Origin of the sequence: Massilimicrobiota sp. An134, assembly GCF_002160815.1 — a bacterium.
Classification (GTDB): Bacteria; Bacillota_I; Bacilli_A; order Erysipelotrichales; family Coprobacillaceae; genus Allocoprobacillus; species Allocoprobacillus merdigallinarum.
Genome location: NZ_NFLH01000023.1, coordinates 23,463 through 39,522, shown reverse-complemented (window position 1 = coordinate 39,522; position 16,060 = coordinate 23,463). Strand labels below are relative to the sequence as shown.

The 16,060-nt window shown below is 30.3% G+C and carries 16 protein-coding genes and 1 tRNA gene; 15 read left to right on the top strand and 2 right to left on the bottom strand.

What is annotated here, in order from left to right; translation table 11 throughout:
- Positions 1–233: 233 nt before the first annotated feature.
- The gene (gene rnhC, locus B5E79_RS09500; protein ID WP_087297831.1) at positions 234–1,142 is read right to left on the bottom strand and encodes a ribonuclease HIII; all 909 of its coding nucleotides are present in this window, start codon (positions 1,140–1,142) and stop codon (positions 234–236) included.
- Positions 1,143–1,238: 96 nt separating this feature from the next.
- On the opposite strand from rnhC, the gene B5E79_RS09495 reads away from it, so the two are divergent.
- From B5E79_RS09495 to B5E79_RS09445, 11 genes are all read left to right on the top strand, one after another.
- Positions 1,239–2,012, top strand: coding sequence for a CvpA family protein (locus tag B5E79_RS09495; protein WP_087297830.1), 774 nt, complete (start codon positions 1,239–1,241; stop codon positions 2,010–2,012).
- Positions 2,013–2,016: 4 nt separating this feature from the next.
- On the top strand, positions 2,017–4,326 hold the full coding sequence (locus tag B5E79_RS09490) for an endonuclease MutS2 (protein ID WP_087297829.1): 2,310 nt from the start codon (positions 2,017–2,019) through the stop codon (positions 4,324–4,326).
- The gene (gene uvrC, locus B5E79_RS09485; RefSeq protein ID WP_087297828.1) at positions 4,326–6,098 is read left to right on the top strand and encodes an excinuclease ABC subunit UvrC; all 1,773 of its coding nucleotides are present in this window, start codon (positions 4,326–4,328) and stop codon (positions 6,096–6,098) included. The genes B5E79_RS09490 and uvrC overlap by 1 nt, the downstream gene beginning before the upstream one ends.
- Before the next feature lie 33 nt (positions 6,099–6,131).
- The gene (locus B5E79_RS09480) at positions 6,132–6,335 is read left to right on the top strand and encodes a helix-turn-helix domain-containing protein (protein ID WP_087244970.1); all 204 of its coding nucleotides are present in this window, start codon (positions 6,132–6,134) and stop codon (positions 6,333–6,335) included.
- 65 nt (positions 6,336–6,400) lie between these two features.
- Positions 6,401–7,549, top strand: a complete 1,149-nt coding sequence (locus B5E79_RS09475) for a M15 family metallopeptidase (protein WP_087297827.1) — start codon at positions 6,401–6,403, stop codon at positions 7,547–7,549.
- A 2-nt stretch (positions 7,550–7,551) separates the two neighbouring features.
- Complete coding sequence (gene murI, locus B5E79_RS09470) at positions 7,552–8,337, top strand: glutamate racemase (RefSeq protein WP_087297826.1); 786 nt, start codon at positions 7,552–7,554, stop codon at positions 8,335–8,337.
- A gap of 262 nt (positions 8,338–8,599) precedes the next feature.
- Entirely contained in the window at positions 8,600–9,484 is an 885-nt protein-coding gene (locus tag B5E79_RS09465; protein ID WP_087297825.1) for a GerMN domain-containing protein, read from the top strand.
- A 34-nt stretch (positions 9,485–9,518) separates the two neighbouring features.
- Positions 9,519–9,989 (top strand): metallophosphoesterase family protein, encoded by a 471-nt coding sequence (locus tag B5E79_RS09460; protein ID WP_087244974.1) that lies wholly within the window; start codon positions 9,519–9,521, stop codon positions 9,987–9,989.
- Between the two features lie 88 nt (positions 9,990–10,077).
- A tRNA-Arg gene (locus tag B5E79_RS09455) sits at positions 10,078–10,154 on the top strand.
- Positions 10,155–10,247: 93 nt separating this feature from the next.
- Complete coding sequence (locus tag B5E79_RS09450) at positions 10,248–10,616, top strand: diacylglycerol kinase family protein (RefSeq protein ID WP_087297824.1); 369 nt, start codon at positions 10,248–10,250, stop codon at positions 10,614–10,616.
- Between the two features lie 173 nt (positions 10,617–10,789).
- Positions 10,790–11,197, top strand: coding sequence for a hypothetical protein (locus B5E79_RS09445; RefSeq protein ID WP_087297823.1), 408 nt, complete (start codon positions 10,790–10,792; stop codon positions 11,195–11,197).
- A 25-nt stretch (positions 11,198–11,222) separates the two neighbouring features.
- On the opposite strand, the gene B5E79_RS09440 is transcribed toward B5E79_RS09445, so the two are convergent.
- Positions 11,223–11,765, bottom strand: coding sequence for a hypothetical protein (locus B5E79_RS09440; protein ID WP_087297822.1), 543 nt, complete (start codon positions 11,763–11,765; stop codon positions 11,223–11,225).
- A 197-nt stretch (positions 11,766–11,962) separates the two neighbouring features.
- On the opposite strand from B5E79_RS09440, the gene B5E79_RS09435 reads away from it, so the two are divergent.
- The 4 genes from B5E79_RS09435 to B5E79_RS09420 all read left to right on the top strand — a co-directional run bounded on the left by B5E79_RS09435 (position 11,963) and on the right by B5E79_RS09420 (position 15,993).
- Complete coding sequence (locus B5E79_RS09435; protein ID WP_087297821.1) at positions 11,963–12,760, top strand: hypothetical protein; 798 nt, start codon at positions 11,963–11,965, stop codon at positions 12,758–12,760.
- A complete protein-coding gene (locus B5E79_RS09430) occupies positions 12,753–13,331 on the top strand; it encodes a dipicolinate synthase subunit B (RefSeq protein ID WP_087245274.1) in 579 nt (192 codons plus the stop codon). The genes B5E79_RS09435 and B5E79_RS09430 overlap by 8 nt, the downstream gene beginning before the upstream one ends.
- Positions 13,332–14,180 carry a 4-hydroxy-tetrahydrodipicolinate synthase gene (dapA, locus tag B5E79_RS09425; RefSeq protein WP_087297820.1) on the top strand — a complete coding sequence of 283 codons (849 nt, stop codon included), beginning with the start codon at positions 13,332–13,334 and terminating at the stop codon, positions 14,178–14,180. It abuts the gene before it with no gap.
- 118 nt (positions 14,181–14,298) lie between these two features.
- Positions 14,299–15,993, top strand: a complete 1,695-nt coding sequence (locus B5E79_RS09420; protein WP_087297832.1) for a ribonuclease J — start codon at positions 14,299–14,301, stop codon at positions 15,991–15,993.
- Positions 15,994–16,060 lie beyond the last annotated feature (67 nt).

Below are 16,060 nucleotides of genomic sequence, written 5' to 3'. Positions count from 1 at the left end.
TTATATCAGGAGGTTTCTTTTTATTATGAAATTACCCCATTTAGAAATTAAAGCAGAAAAAGGCAAACCCCGTAATAAAATTAAAGGTTAAGGTTTACCCCGCGATTATTTAATATACCATTGTTTTTAATCATTCCAATATAGCTCAGTTTTTTTATTTTATAAACTTATTCAAAATTGGTTTTATAAAATATCAAAAGGTAATAATAAAAAAGAATGGTTCATTTCCATTCTTACTGTTCTTTCAATAATGCCTTAACACGTTTTGTGTTTGTAAAATTGAGTTTGACAACTTTTGTTAAAATATTTTCGCCATATTTAGCAGCAATCTTTGCAGCAACAACATCAACTTGAGAACTTGATCCACGGATTAAATTCATTTTTAAACTCTTTGTCATATTTGCAAAATACTGTAAATATGCATATCTTGATAAAATTTCAGCAGCTAATACAGCCATGTATTTTTGTTCGGCATCTGAAACAAACATTAAATCTTTTACAACAATAACTTCATTTTTCAGATAATTAAAATATGTTTTTGGAGAAACAAATTGATTGATCACTTTTACCTTTACATTTTGTTTGACTTTCTGCATAACATTCACAGTTGCCTGATTGTAGAGTTTTGATTTAATATTAGCTTGATTAAAACCATCACTTACCATTTTATTATAATGTGAGTTATCTAAAATTAATAAACTATAAATAAGCTTGTCTTTAATGAGCTTTGCACATTGAATAATTTCACGATTACTTAAAGTTGTTATATCATCAATTTTGAGCTCTTTTAATAACTCAATATCTTTTTCGTGTACATAACATGATACAACACAGATTGGACCTAAATAATCAGTAGAACCTGTTTCAGCACATCCAATATGATGATACGGAAAAATATCTTCAATGTTCGTTGTCATATTAGCTAATTGTTTCGCTATTTTCTTAGACCAATGTTTGGCTTCCTGAAAAGCATTAGCACCCGAAAACTCAACTGTATGATTATCTTTAGCGATAATATCGCAACCAATAGCATGTGCTTTAAATATAAGGTTTGTGTCATCAACTGGAACCATTTGACTATCATAATATTTTTTCATTTTCTCCAATGTAATTTGTTCAACTTTTAAAATAATTGGTTCCACGTTAATCACCTCATTATTATTTTAACATAATTTTGTTAATTTTGACAGAACATTTTTCAAATGTTATAATATCGGCGTTTATAAGGAGGGTTTTTCTTGGATTTTTTTTCAATAGACATCATTTGTGTCATATTTTTAGTGATAACTGCGATTATTGGGTATAAAAAAGGATTCATTATTCAGCTTTATGATATTGTATCTTTTTTATTCGTTTTATTGTTGGTCTATTTTTTAAGTGATCCATTATCATCAATATGGACAATTTATCAATATGACAGCCATGATTTTATTGCTTCACTAATAGGTTCTACAATTAATCGTATAGTCGTTGGTTTCATCCTATTTATTGTTTTCATGATCATAAAAAAAATCATAGAAGTTTTGGTAAAACCACTATTAAAAGGTATTATGCATACTTTTTCTTTAACTGCTTTTGCAGATCGTTTATTAGGTTTATGTTGTCATGTGGTTGAAGGAATATTGATTATTTATATCTGTCTGGTTTTTCTTTTCATTCCATTTGTAGCTAATGGAAAAGAAATGATTCAAAATTCCTATATCGCAAATGCCATTGTCGATATGATTCCCGATGTCACTCAAACCGTTATGAATATGAGTGATCTTATGCAAGATAATAATAGTCTGGATACTTATTCAAAAGAATTTATCGCTGAATTTACATTGAATGCCATGAATGCTCATTTTATCAATGAACAAGATGCACTTCAATTATTTGAAGATTATGTATTTCATCAAAATCAGACCATTCAGTTGAATCCTTCACAAATTCAGCAGTTAACACAATTATTAGAAGATTCAAACTATTCAACACAACAGATTCAAGACGTTCTATCTCAAATAAAGGGGTGATAAAATGAAGAATATATATGAAACATTAGAAATGAACATCATTCAAGAAAAAATTATGCGTTTTTGTGCTTCATCATTAGGGAAACAAGAAGTTCAAAAATTACAGATATTTGATGATGAAGATGATGTTAATGAGGCGTTAGATAAAGTTGATGAAGCCATGAAATTTATTGATCGACAAGGAAGATTACCATTAGGTGGACTTAGTGATATTTCTTTGAGTTTAAAAAAAGCCAATAGAGATGGTCAATTAACAGGTGAAGAATTGTTACATGTCCAAACTCATCTGGAATGTGTTGTTAATGTCCAAAATTATTTTGATAATAGCGAAATAACAGCTCATTTTTTAAATGAACTTAACACTGGTTTAGTAGCTCAACCCCGTTTATTAGAAGAAATAAGAAAATGTATAACTCCAGATGGTCAAGTTGATGATCATGCCAGTCCTAAGCTTTTTCATATTCGTCAACAGATAAGGCATACTCAGTCACAAATCCGTACAAGAATGGAACATCTTGTGAAGGAAAGTCAGGATTATTTATCTATTGATCAAATGACATCAAGAAATAATCGGCTGGTATTGCCAGTTCAGTCGCATCATAAAAATCAGATTCAAGGACTTATTCATGCTCAAAGTGCGACTGGGCAAACTGTTTATATTGAACCAGCAGAGGTTGTAAGTATGAACAATCAGATCAGTTTATACGAGGCTCAAGAAAAGGAAGAAGTGGAACGTATTCTTTTTTATCTTTCTCAACTTGTTAAAAATCATTATTATCACTTTCATTTCAATTTAGAGATTCTTACTGAATTAGATTTTATTTTTGCTAAAGCACAGTTTGGTGTGCTTTATCATTGTTGTCGACCAACGATCCAAAAAGATGGCAATGTTTTGTCTTTTTTAGAAGCACGTCATCCATGTATTGATCAAGAAAAAGTGATTGCGAATGATATTATATTAAAACAGCATCGTATTTTATTAATTACTGGAAGCAATACTGGTGGAAAAACAGTGACATTAAAAACAGCTGGTTTATTATCGTTTATGGCGTTATGTGGACTACCAGTCCCAGCTCGAGAAGCTGTTATTCCTTTATTTGATCAGATATATGTCGATTTGGGGGATGAACAGTCTATTGAGCAGTCACTTTCAACATTTTCTAGTCATATGATGAAAATTATAGATATTTTATATCATGCAACTGCATCAAGTTTAGTTATATTAGATGAAATTGGATCTGGAACTGATCCTCAAGAAGGAGAAAGTCTGGCTGAAGCTATTTTATCACGTTTTGTAGATATGAAATCTTTTGTTTTAGCCACTACCCATTATGGTCGACTCAAAACATTTGCTAAAGAGCATCCAGAGATATTGATGGCGGCCGTTGCTTTTGATGTGGAGTCAATGAAACCAACATATCATTTGAAATTGGACAGTGTTGGACAATCATATGCTATTGAAATTGCAGAACTTTTAGGTTTAGACAAAAACATTGTTCAAAATGCACGAAATATTAAAAATGAATCCATGTCTGAACATGAAAGATTAATGGAAACACTGCAAATGAAAGAGGATATTTTAGAACAAAAGGGAAAACAACTTATTGAATCTCAAGAAGAAGTTCAAATCTTACAAAACAAATATGAAAAACAGTTACGTCAGATAGAAAATCAAAAAGATCAAATGATTCAAAAAGCTAAAGACGAGGCTAATGCAATTATTGATAAAGCCAAAACAGAAGTTCAGGATATGATGAACATTATGAAACAATCGACATTAAAACCTCATGAAATGAATCAAATACGTCATGATTTAGATCAAATGAAATATGTTAATCAGGAGGTTGTTCATAAACAGGATCATCAATTGCATATTGGAGATCATGTTCGTGTGTTGAAGATGAACAGAGAAGGGGATATTGTGGAAGTTTTAAAGAATCATATGGTTATGGTTTCTATATCTGGACTCAATGTTAAATTACATGAAGATGAAGTGCTTTATTTACATCCTCAAACAAAAGTGAAAAAAGTTGAAAAAGCAAAAATAAAGAAATCAACCGTTTCTAAAACAGGAAATTATGAAATCAATATTATTGGCAAAAGATATGAAGAGGCAATGGCATTGGTTGATAAATTCTTGGATGATGCTTTGGTGATGGGATATCCGCATGTCCGTATTGTACATGGAATGGGAACTGGTGCACTTCGAAAAGGAGTAAGGAAAATTTTAGATAAGAACAAACACGTTGTATCATATCGAGATGGTGGACCTAATGAAGGTGGATTAGGGGCTACACTGGTATATTTTGAATAATGAATGATCTTATTAGAAATAAGCTCTCTTTATTACCAGCATCACCAGGATGCTATTTAATGAAAAATAAAGAGGGAACTGTGATTTATGTTGGTAAAGCTAAAAAATTAAAAAATCGTGTTCATTCTTATTTTGTTGGTGTTCATAATTATAAAACGACAAAACTGGTAAGTGAAATTGAGGATTTTGATTATATTGTAACTGATAGTGAAAAAGAAGCACTGCTTTTAGAAATTAATCTGATTAAAGATTATACCCCTCAATATAATATAATGTTTATGGATAATACCTATTATCCATATATTCAAATGACAAATGAAACACATCCTCGCTTACGTATTGTTAGAAATGCCAAAGAAAAAAAAGCCAAACATTTTGGCCCATTTCCAGATGCTACTGCAGCTAGAGAAACTTTTAAATTATTAAATCGTTTATATCCTCTTAGAAAATGTAATCATATTCCTAAAAAACCTTGTCTTTATTATTCATTGGGACAATGTCTGGCGCCATGTATTCAAGATGTTGATGAGAATATATATGTTGATATTAAAAAATCTATTACTAAACTTCTTAATGGGGACATCAAAGAAAAAGTCAATGAGTTAACTGAAAAAATGATGAAGGCTAGTGAGGAATTGAATTTTGAGCAAGCTAAAGAATATCGTGATTTAATTTCACATATTCGTTATGTGACAGCTAAACAGCATGTTCAATTTAATGATCAGATTGATCGTGATATTTTAGGATATTATGTTGATCATGGTTATTTAAGCATCCAGTTATTTTTTATGCGTCACGGTAAACTGTTATCACGTGATTTGAATTTAATACCTATTGAAGATCATGTTCAAGAGAGTTTGCAGCAATTTATGGTTTCGTTTTATCAAAATAATACCTTACCAAAGGAAATTCTTGTTCCTATGGATATGGATATAGATTTGCTTTCACAAATTATTGAATGTAAAATTCTAAAACCTCAAAAAGGTAATAAGGCTTCTCTTGTTCAAATGGCGATTGAAAATGCTAAAGAATCATTAGAAAAGAAATTCCAATTAATGGAAAAAAATGAAGCGGCGACTTTAGGTGCTATCCAACAGTTAGGTGAACTTTTGCATATGAAAACACCTCATATTATTGAATTGTTTGATAATTCTAATATTCAGGGTGCTTATGCAGTTGCTGGAATGGTTTGTTTTAAAGATGGCGTTCCTTCTAAAAAGGATTATCGTAAATTTAAAATCAAAACTGTTGATGGACCTGATGATTATGGAAGTATGCGAGAAGTGATTTATCGTAGATATTACCGTGTCTTGATGGAAAATCTGACACCTCCTGATATGATTATTGTAGATGGTGGATTAGGACAAATTCATGCGGCTAAAGAAGTTATTGATTCATTAGCAATGAATATACCTGTTTATGGGTTGGCTAAAGACGATAAACATTCGACGGCCATGTTGTTGGACCAGGATGGGCAGCCAATACCTATTCATCCAAAAAGTGAACTTTTCTTTTTATTGACACGTATGCAAGATGAAGTTCACCGTTATGCTATTAGTTTTCATAAAAATGTACGTTCTAAATCTTTATTTGCTTCTACGTTAGATGATATTGAAGGAATCGGACCAAAACGTAAGCAACAATTGTTGCATCATTTTAAAAGTGTAAAACGAATGAGAGAAGCAACTATAGAAGAACTTCAGGAAGTTTTACCTGAAAAAGTTGCGAAAGAACTTTTTCAATCTTTGCATACAAATGAGCACAGCTCATAACCTTTACTCATATATTAATGTGGGAGGGTTATGATGCATTCCTTATTGACAAAGCGTGAAAAAGAGATATTTACACTCTTGATACAATCTTATACAACAAAAGAAATTGCAAAACAATTATATATTAGTGAAAAGACAGTTCGTAATCATATTTCCAATGTGATTCAAAAACTAGGTGTTGAATCTCGTATCCAGGCTGTCTTGGAACTTATTAAAATGAAAGAAATTGATCTTTAGAAATCAATTTCTTTTCTTTAAAAATATAACAATATGTATTATAATAGTCGAGAAAGGGTGATGACATGAAATTAAAAACATGGCACTTATTTCTTGTAATCATTATTTTGTTTGGTTGTTCTTTTTATGTTGTTAATCTTCATTTTGATAAATTTTATAGACTTAATGGCATTAATAATGATAATCGTGTCTTAATTGAAAAATATTTAAGTGATGACGAACAGGAATATTTAATAGATAATCAGATTTCAATTGATCTATTTATTGACTACATAGAATATGATGATTTTCAATTAGTCAATTATCAATATTATAACCTTTTAAAAGAAACTCATCGTTATTCAACAATAACAGATATTCTAGAAACTGGAAATTCTTTAGCTACACGATTAGATTATCTTTATCGTCAACAAGCTTTTGATCAGGCCAAAGTATTAGTACATGATGTTTTGGAAGAAGCTTTTTTAAATACTGACAATTTTAATTTTGACTATATTGATATCTACACATCACTGAAATCATTATATCAGGAAAATGATTATTCATTTGTACAGGATAGCGAGAAATATATCCTCATTTTACAGGAAATGGGCTATGATGATTTAAATCAGATTAGTCAGATTATGGAAATGTTAACACGTGCTTATAATCAGCAGACTTTAGCTGATTTAATGGCGACAACATTACCAGCAGGAGTACAAATGGTTTTTGCACCTTATGAGTTAGATACCTTAGTGAATCAACAAAACTATATTGGAAAATATGAGCCACGTGAATTACTTCTCGTACAGGATATACCAAGGGTAAGTTATACAATGTATTTACAAAAGGATGCATATAATGCTTTATTAAAACTTTATACAGATTTAAGCAAAGAATACAAAGGCTTTTTATTGCGCAGTGCTTATCAGTCACCACAGACATTAGATGAAAAAGAAGTGGGTTATAATGAAATGCAGCTAGGTTTAACAATTGAAGTCACACAATCTGAATTGGCTTATCAGGAATTTGAAAATACTGAGATGTCAAAATGGCTTGAAGAACATGCTTATGAATATGGTTTTATTTTAAGATATCCACAGCGCAAGGCTTCTATTACAAATCATGCCTATGATGCTCATATTTATCGATATGTTGGTAAATCTTTAGCTAAATCTTTGCATGATTCAAATTTAACATTAGAAGAATATCAATTACAAAACGAGGGAGAATAATTATGAATAATCCAATTGGAATCTTTGATTCTGGAGTAGGGGGACTTACAGTTTTAGACTATATGCGTCAACAGTTTCCGCATGAAAATATGATTTATATTGGTGATAATGCACATTGTCCTTATGGTGATAAAACGAAAAGTCAACTTTTAGAATATACACGTCAAATATGTGATTATTTTGCAAAACAACATGTTAAAATGATTGTTTTGGCTTGTAATACAACAAGTGCAAATGTCTTGGATGAATTACAGAAGTTATATCCACATATTCCCATCGTAGGTGTCATTCATTCAACAGTACATGAGTTTTTAGCACGTCATCATCAAAGAGTCTTGGTGATTGCGACATCGGCAACAATTCAATCTCATAAGTATCGTCAAATGCTTTTACAATACAATCCTGAATTAACTGTTTATGAATTGGCGACACCACGCTTAGTTCCAGTCATTGAGTCTGGTGAATACAAATATGGAATACAAGAACTTTTAGGAGAATATTTGTTGCCATATCAAAATAAAATAGATGCTTTAATTTTAGGGTGTACACATTATCCTATTCTATTAAAACAGTTTCAAGACGTGATGGAAGATATTGATTATATTTCCAGCAGTGCATCTATCTGTCAGGAAGTGGCTTCATATCTTAAAAACCATCATCTAGAAAATACGTCTTCATTACCTCAGACAATTACCATTTATACAACGGGAGATACACAAACTTTTGTAGAATCTTCACAAGGATTTTTTGATTATCAGGATTTATCTGTTTCACATCTTCATTTATAAAATTTTTAGATGTTATTTTAAACATCGTAGTGAAGTAACAAATAACGTTACTTCCTTTATTGTATAACATGGAATTGAAGAATAAGTAAAAAATACAGCAATATATTCTGTTGTTTATGTTTTTTATAAATTCTATTTGAGATTTTGATAATGAAATATACATAATAGTCTTGATTGAAAGTCAAAGAACATATTTTTTATAGAAAAATGATTCATAGGAATCTTTTTTTTATATTTTCATATATTGTTTTGAGGTGGGAACATGAAAAAGAAGATTATCATTGTGTCTGTTTCAATTATTTGTTTAGCTATTGGTTCTTTTATATATTTACAGATGGATGATTCAAAACAGGTCAGTGAAACATATTTACAAACTCTCATATATCAGGATGCTAATCATGATCTTGTTCCTGTAAGCTTAAATGTGCATAATCAAATGGAATTAGAAACTGATATTAGAAATAAAATTGATTTAATGCAATCGTCTCAATTGCAGGCATATGGATTATATCCTGTTATTGATTCACAATTAGAAGTTCAATCAGTAGAACTTCAAGATCATATGTTAACAGTGAGTTTTAATGATTGCTTATATTCTAATCAAGATGCTTTAAATATTATTGAAGCTTTGACTTATGTACTCACTGATTATGATGATGTTAATCAACTTAAAATACAAATAGATGGAAAAGATGTAACATATTTGCCCAATAGCACTGTTCCATTAAATCATCTAACACATGATTTAGGGTTGAATAATTTTGAAGAAGCATCAACTTTCTTACATCAAAGTGTACCTGTGATGGTTTATCAGGAAAAGACAATAGCTGATTATCTTTATTATGTTCCAACAACATTACGTATTAGTGAGTCTGATAGTTTAGAAGAACAAGTTCAAACTATTTTAAGTCATATCAATAGTAAAATTCATCTATTAAATGCATCACTCGATAATCAGGTTTTAACACTGGAATTAGATTCAAATCTTTTATTAGACAATGAAAGAATAGATAAGACTTTAGAAGAACTTATCATTTTATCTTTAACATCTTTAGATAACGTCAAGGATGTAGACATTCTCATTAACGGAGAAAGTGTTAGAAATCAGGAAACTTCACAAATTCATTATAATTATATTAAAATTTAGATTTTTTTGGTATAATAGTGTCTAGGTGATGTAAATGAAAAAAATTGTAATTATGTCTGATAACCACGGCGATCAGTCTATGATCGATTATGTAAAAGAACATGAACAAGATGGGGACTATTATATTCATTGTGGAGATAGCGAGGCTTATGATTTAAGAGTATTAGAAGGTTTTATCTGTGTCAAAGGAAATAATGACTGGTCTTTAGATTTACCTAAAGAGGCACGTCTTGTTGTAGAAGGTGTATCTATTTTCATTACTCATGGTCAGTATTTTGGCTATTTTAATAGAGAATTAGCTATGAATGATATACTGACAAGGAATCATTGTCAGGTTTTAATATCAGGTCATACGCACATGCCAATGTTTCAAAAAGATGGATCGTTCTATTATATTAATCCTGGATCTACAACCTTACCACGTGGAGGGAGTGCCAGAAGCTATGCTGTGTTATTCATTGATAATGGGAAACTGGATTTTAGACTGAAAGAGATACAAAAATAAAAATGTATCTTTTTTTATAAAAAAGTAAAAAAAGTCTTGCATGTTATAAGATGTTATGCTAATATATATGAGCAGTCAAAAAACAGATGTCTACGTAGCTCAGCTGGATAGAGCACACGCCTTCTAAGCGTGCGGTCGCGGGTTCGAATCCCTCCGTGGACGCCATTTAAAAACCACCCTGATTTATCAGGGTTTTTTTGTTAAAAAAGTGGAGTCTGCTTTTTTTCTATGATATAATTTTTTAAAGGAGAAAAGACTATGCACAAAGATCCATTTTATAAAAGTTTAGGATATGCTATATCTGGTATTATTCAATGTATTCAAAAAGAAAGAAATATTAAAATACATTTAGTATTTATGTTTTTGGTTATTATATGTGGTTTTCTTTTTCGATTATCTATTACAGAGTGGTTAGTTTGTATTTTGTTGTTTGGACTCGTTATTTCTTTAGAGTTAGTCAATACTGCTATTGAAGCGGTTGTCGATTTATGTACGCAAGAATATCATCCTCTTGCTAAAATAGCAAAGGATACTGCAGCAGGTGCTGTTTTAATAAGTGCAATTGCTTCAGTTGTTATAGGGCTTATTATTTTTGTCCCTAAGATTTTGAGTTTAGTAAGCTTATAGGCTTACTTTTTTTTGATGAAATGAATAATGCTAATTATGTATCACTGAATATGAATAAAATAATAAAATGTTTGTTTATAAAAAACAGTATAATATTATTCATAAAATTTTTGTTTTTTCATTATATTTTCACATTGCTTTTGTAATATTGAATGTAAATAAGGAGGAAAAAGATGAAGGAGAAAACAAAAGGTATAATATTATCAGTAGTCGTTATAATCTCTCTTATCACAATATTCATTCATCAGCCTATAGAAATTAAAAGAGATATATTCAATAATACAAGGCATAAAAATGACGAGATTCAATTGATTATGAATGAAGCTGTTGATTTTATAAGTCAAGACGGGATTACAGTGACTCGAGTTCATTATGATGGTAAAGAAAGTCAAGAGACGGAAAATAGACTTATTAATGGTTATGGATATCAGGACGCTATAGTTGTTTATCTAGAATTCCATACAGGATTCTTTAACATACCATCTGGATTTATAGGAAACTATCATGCATCCGGATATCAATATGTTTGTATTAAAAATAATCAAGGCATATGGGAATTACATAGCGTTGGTTATGGATAATAACATTATTATTTTTAAAGGTGAATCATTGCAGTGATTCACCTTTGATTCTATATTGATCAATTAAGAAAAGGTATAGACAAATAAAAAAGACATAAAGAATTTCTAGGATTCCACTTACATGACCACTGACTATAAATAAAATAATCAGCACTTGTAAACCACAATGAAAAATCCAGCGAGTTTGAATGTAAATGGATGGATATTGAATAGAAAGATAATGTGTATAGATTTGTAATATCACAATAAAAAATAGTGATGAAATCATCGAAGCATAGACATGGAGTTGTGATAGCCATGATTGATCATTTGAATACGGACATATGGCACCAATACACATTATGAAAGTTGTAAAAACAATAAGATAGGGAATATATTTTGGATAATAATTTAAATATTGAAAATGACGATAAGTCTGATATGCAAAATAAAATGCACAGACAATTGTATAAACAACAACGAGAAGATGATATTCTGGTAATGTAGACACGCCTGTAATATTCTCATACATCACATCTTTACGTGTAGCAATAAATAATGTTGAAAGAAAGATTAAAATATAAGACATATAGACACCTCTTTAAAATTATATACTTTTTTAAAAAAATAAAAAGGAAAATTCTAAACATAGAAAAGAATAAAGATACATGAAAAGATCATATTGATTCTATTTTACCGCACTTGCATCAATTTATTCATATTTTATTGATGGGAAAATGTCACCAATTGGAAAATAATTCATATTTTAAAATGAGGTGACTAGGAATGCTGATTTTTGTTAATCATGATGATTTACGTGGACAGGAAGTCATGGAAGAATTGGTGAAAAATGGATATTATGTAACTGATGAATGGAAAGATTTGCGTTATTGTCAAATGATTTATTTGGGTTTAAAAGGAATTGATCGAAAAAATCGACTTTTATTACATCGTGATACAATTATTGTTGATGAAAAAACATGGAAACAGCTGCATCCACAGACAATAATCATAACAATGATTCATAATGATTATTTAGATGCATTATCTAAACAATATGGTTTTCAATATTATGCTTTTTTAGATGAGGAAGATTTTGTTGATAAAAATAGTGTTTTGACGGCTGAAGGTGTCATTTCCTATTTGATTTCACATCGTCGTTTTCCTATATATCACAGTCAAATTCATGTGCTGGGGTATGGGCATTGTGGGCAGGTCATTGTTCGTGATTTCATAGCTTTACAAGCCTATGTTCATGTAGGAATAAGAAATCGTCAGCTTTTTGAAGACATTGAAAAAGCAGGAGCTAAACCGTATCATTTGGATCATATGGATTTAAGTGATTGTGATGTTTTGATTAATACAATTCCATCGCAGGTAGTGACATCATCTAAGCTTGATCAGGCTCCAACATCTATGATGATTCTTGACATTGCTTCCTATCCATATGGTGTAGATCATCACTATGCATTATCAAAAGGTTTCAATAGTATTATCTTGCCATCTATTCCTAGTAAATATGCATATGGGTATGCTGGTAGGATGATGACAGATTTTATGAAGGAGAAGATGAAAAATGTATAAAATTGGTTTTGCTGTAACAGGTTCATTTTGTAGTATGAATGATATGCTGGAAGTTTTAAAACAAGTTTGTCAACATTATGATGTAGAAGTTTTTATAACGCCACATGTGCATCAACTGGATACTCGTTTTTATACACATGAAGAGCTAGAAGAAAAGATTAAAGAAATCACTCATAAAGATATTCATACAACGATTCAAGAGGCTGAAGTCTATGGACCAAAACCACAATTGGATGCTGTACTTGTCTATCCTTGTGATGCTACGACTTTAAATAAAATAGATTTAGGTATTAATGATAATTGTGTAACAATGTTGGTTAAATCATGTTTACGTAATCAAATTCCGATTGTATTAGGGGTTTATTCAAATGATATTCTATCTAACAGTGGTGTTCATCTTTTTTCGCTTTTTAATAAGAAAAATTTTTATTTTGTTCCTATGTTTCAAGACGATTATCAAAGAAAGCCACAAAGCATGATTGCGGCTAAAGATAAAGTATTAGATACATTACATTTCGCATTGAAACATCAGCAAAATCAACCTTTTTTATTAGGGTATAGGAAGATTTAAATGAAAGAGATCTTTACAGCTTTAATAACACCATTCAATCAAGATCAGTCTATTGATTATCCAGGATTATTTCGTTTGTTAGATAAATTGATACATGAAGGTAACAAATCTTTTGTTTTGTGTGGGACAACAGGTGAAACATCTACACTAAAGCTTGAAGAAAGGAGAGTATTAGTAGAAAGAATATTAGATAAATATCCACATATTCGTGTTATTATAGGAATCTGTTCAAATTGTACAGCCGAAGTTATTAGACATATTCAAATGTATAAAGATAATCAGGCTATATATGCTTTTTTAGTTATCGTTCCCTATTATATAAAACCGAATCAGGAAGGAATTTATAGGCACTTTGATATGATTGGAGCTTCAACAGATAAGAAAATAATGATTTATAATATTCCAAGTCGTTGTGGAGTTGGTATTACGCCTTCCACTGTCATTCGATTAGCAACAAAGCATCAAAATATCATTGGAATGAAACAATGTGGACCATTAGATGACATCAAAATAATAAAAAAAGCATTACCGCATTTTAAAGTTTATTTAGGTGATGATCATCTTTTATTGGAAGGTTTACAATATCATATTGATGGTCTTATTTCAGTGGCAAGTCATATTGATTATCCGTTAATTGAAAGAATTATGCAAAAAAGAAAACAATATGATGATGCACATTTGAAGATTTTAAGCCAATTTCTTTTCAAAGAACCAAATCCCGCTCCAGTAAAGTATATTTTAAGTGAAATGGGTTATATTCAAAATATATTAAGAAGTCCTTTGACAAGTATTACACCACAATTGCAACAAGAGTTAGAGCCGCTTATAGAAAATTATCAGAAAAAATAATTTGAAGCCATGAATATAATATGATATGATATTCATACTTTTGAAAACATCTATACACAAAGAGAAAACAAATGTATAATGATATTAAAGAGTAATCATGAAAAGAAAGGGTGAAAAAATGAAAAATGATGTCATAAAGTTTATACCTATGGGTGGACAAGCTGAAATGGGTAAAAGTATGTATTGTTTTGAAATTAATGATAAAATTTTTATAATAGATTCAGGATTTCGATTCCCTGATTCAGATAAACTAGGTGTTGATATCATCATTCCTAGTTTTACATATTTAGAAGAAAGAGCTGATCAGGTTGCGGCAATTATCATAACACATGGTCATGATGACGCTATGGCAGCACTGCCTTATTTACTTCAAAGCATTCATGCTCCTGTTTATGCACCACAATTAACAGCACTTTTAATCAAACAAATGATAGAACGTTTTCAACGTCATAATCATGTAAAAATTGATTTGGATTTACATGCTGTTCATCGCAATGCTTCTATTGATATCGAAGGTGTTCCTGTTGAATTTTTCCCAGTGACACATTCTATTCCTGGAAGTGTTGGAGTAGCACTTTGGACAAGTTATGGTTATCTTGTTTATAGTGGTGAATTTATTATTGATTTTGGTGCTCCAAAGGAATTTCAATGTGATATTCAAAAAATGATGGAAATTGGTAAGAAAGGTGTTTTGGCATTATTAGTTGAATCGTCAGGTGCTAAACACGATGGATATACTTCTCCAAATCATAAACTGACAAATAAGATTGATCATATATTTGAAGATAGCTATGAAAGAATCATTATTTCTAGTTATGCGCAAAATGTCTTTAGAACTCAGGAAATTATTGAACTTACAAAAAAATACAAACGTCAAATCGTTTTTTATGGACGTGATAAATATGATAATACAAATAGTTTATTGAGAATTGCCCAAAGATCTAAAAAGCCTGTTTTAAATGTACCTGATTCATTATTAGGTGATAAAGAAAAAATTGGTCAGCCACAATATGACAGTAACTATGTTATTTTGTTAAGTGGTAGTCCACGTCGTATCTATCATGATATTTGTGATATTATTGATGGTGGAGATGACTTATTGAAATTAAGAAAAGGTGATACATTTATTGTTGCTTCACCAGTCTTGCCAGGTACTGAAAAGATTGCTAATAAAGCACATAATGGATTATATAAAACAGATGCACATGTTCATCTGTTAAAAAATAAAGATTTATTTTCTATGCATGCATCAAAAGAAGATCTTAAAGTTATTATTCAAATATTTAAACCAAAATACTATATTCCAATGAAAGGTGAATATCAGCATTTTATCTTTAATCAACAAATTGCCAAAGATATGGGAATCCCTGATAAGCATATCATTATTATGGATAATGGGGAACGTGTAACATTTGAAAAGGGAGAATTATTACAAAGTCGTGATGTGTATGAGATTGATGATGTCATGATTGATGGTATCGGTATTGGTGATGTTGGTGAAAAGGTCATTGATGATCGTATTCAATTAGCAAATGATGGAGTGGTCATTGTTGGACTAACAATATCACGAGAAACAAAAGAAATTGTTGCTCAAACGGATTGTCAAAGTCGAGGATTTGTTTATTTAAAAGATTCTGAATATGTTATTAAGCATGTTATTGAAATTTGTGAAAAAGTTGTTAGTCAGTTAAAAGATAATCCTGATATGGAAATTGCTGAAATAAGAAGTATGATGAAAGAACAGTCAATGAAATATATTATAAAGGAAACTGGCAAGAAACCTGTTTTTATTGGTGTTGTTGTCGAGATATAGGCAAGAGAAATCTTGCTTTTTCTTTTCATTAATGTGAGATTTTGTTATAATGGAAAAATGAAAGAAG

What these genes read in the sequence shown, in the direction of transcription:
- B5E79_RS09490 (WP_087297829.1), top strand. Translation starts at nt 2,017, where the DNA reads ATGAAGAATATATATGAAACATTAGAAATGAACATCATTCAAGAAAAA.
- B5E79_RS09430 (WP_087245274.1), top strand. Translation starts at nt 12,753, where the DNA reads ATGTATAAAATTGGTTTTGCTGTAACAGGTTCATTTTGTAGTATGAAT.
- murI (WP_087297826.1), top strand. Translation starts at nt 7,552, where the DNA reads ATGAATAATCCAATTGGAATCTTTGATTCTGGAGTAGGGGGACTTACA.
- uvrC (WP_087297828.1), top strand. Translation starts at nt 4,326, where the DNA reads ATGAATGATCTTATTAGAAATAAGCTCTCTTTATTACCAGCATCACCA.
- dapA (WP_087297820.1), top strand. Translation starts at nt 13,332, where the DNA reads ATGAAAGAGATCTTTACAGCTTTAATAACACCATTCAATCAAGATCAG.
- B5E79_RS09440 (WP_087297822.1), bottom strand. Translation starts at nt 11,765, where the DNA reads ATGTCTTATATTTTAATCTTTCTTTCAACATTATTTATTGCTACACGT.
- B5E79_RS09480 (WP_087244970.1), top strand. Translation starts at nt 6,132, where the DNA reads ATGCATTCCTTATTGACAAAGCGTGAAAAAGAGATATTTACACTCTTG.
- B5E79_RS09465 (WP_087297825.1), top strand. Translation starts at nt 8,600, where the DNA reads ATGAAAAAGAAGATTATCATTGTGTCTGTTTCAATTATTTGTTTAGCT.
- B5E79_RS09450 (WP_087297824.1), top strand. Translation starts at nt 10,248, where the DNA reads ATGCACAAAGATCCATTTTATAAAAGTTTAGGATATGCTATATCTGGT.
- B5E79_RS09445 (WP_087297823.1), top strand. Translation starts at nt 10,790, where the DNA reads ATGAAGGAGAAAACAAAAGGTATAATATTATCAGTAGTCGTTATAATC.
- B5E79_RS09435 (WP_087297821.1), top strand. Translation starts at nt 11,963, where the DNA reads ATGCTGATTTTTGTTAATCATGATGATTTACGTGGACAGGAAGTCATG.
- B5E79_RS09460 (WP_087244974.1), top strand. Translation starts at nt 9,519, where the DNA reads ATGAAAAAAATTGTAATTATGTCTGATAACCACGGCGATCAGTCTATG.
- B5E79_RS09420 (WP_087297832.1), top strand. Translation starts at nt 14,299, where the DNA reads ATGAAAAATGATGTCATAAAGTTTATACCTATGGGTGGACAAGCTGAA.
- B5E79_RS09475 (WP_087297827.1), top strand. Translation starts at nt 6,401, where the DNA reads ATGAAATTAAAAACATGGCACTTATTTCTTGTAATCATTATTTTGTTT.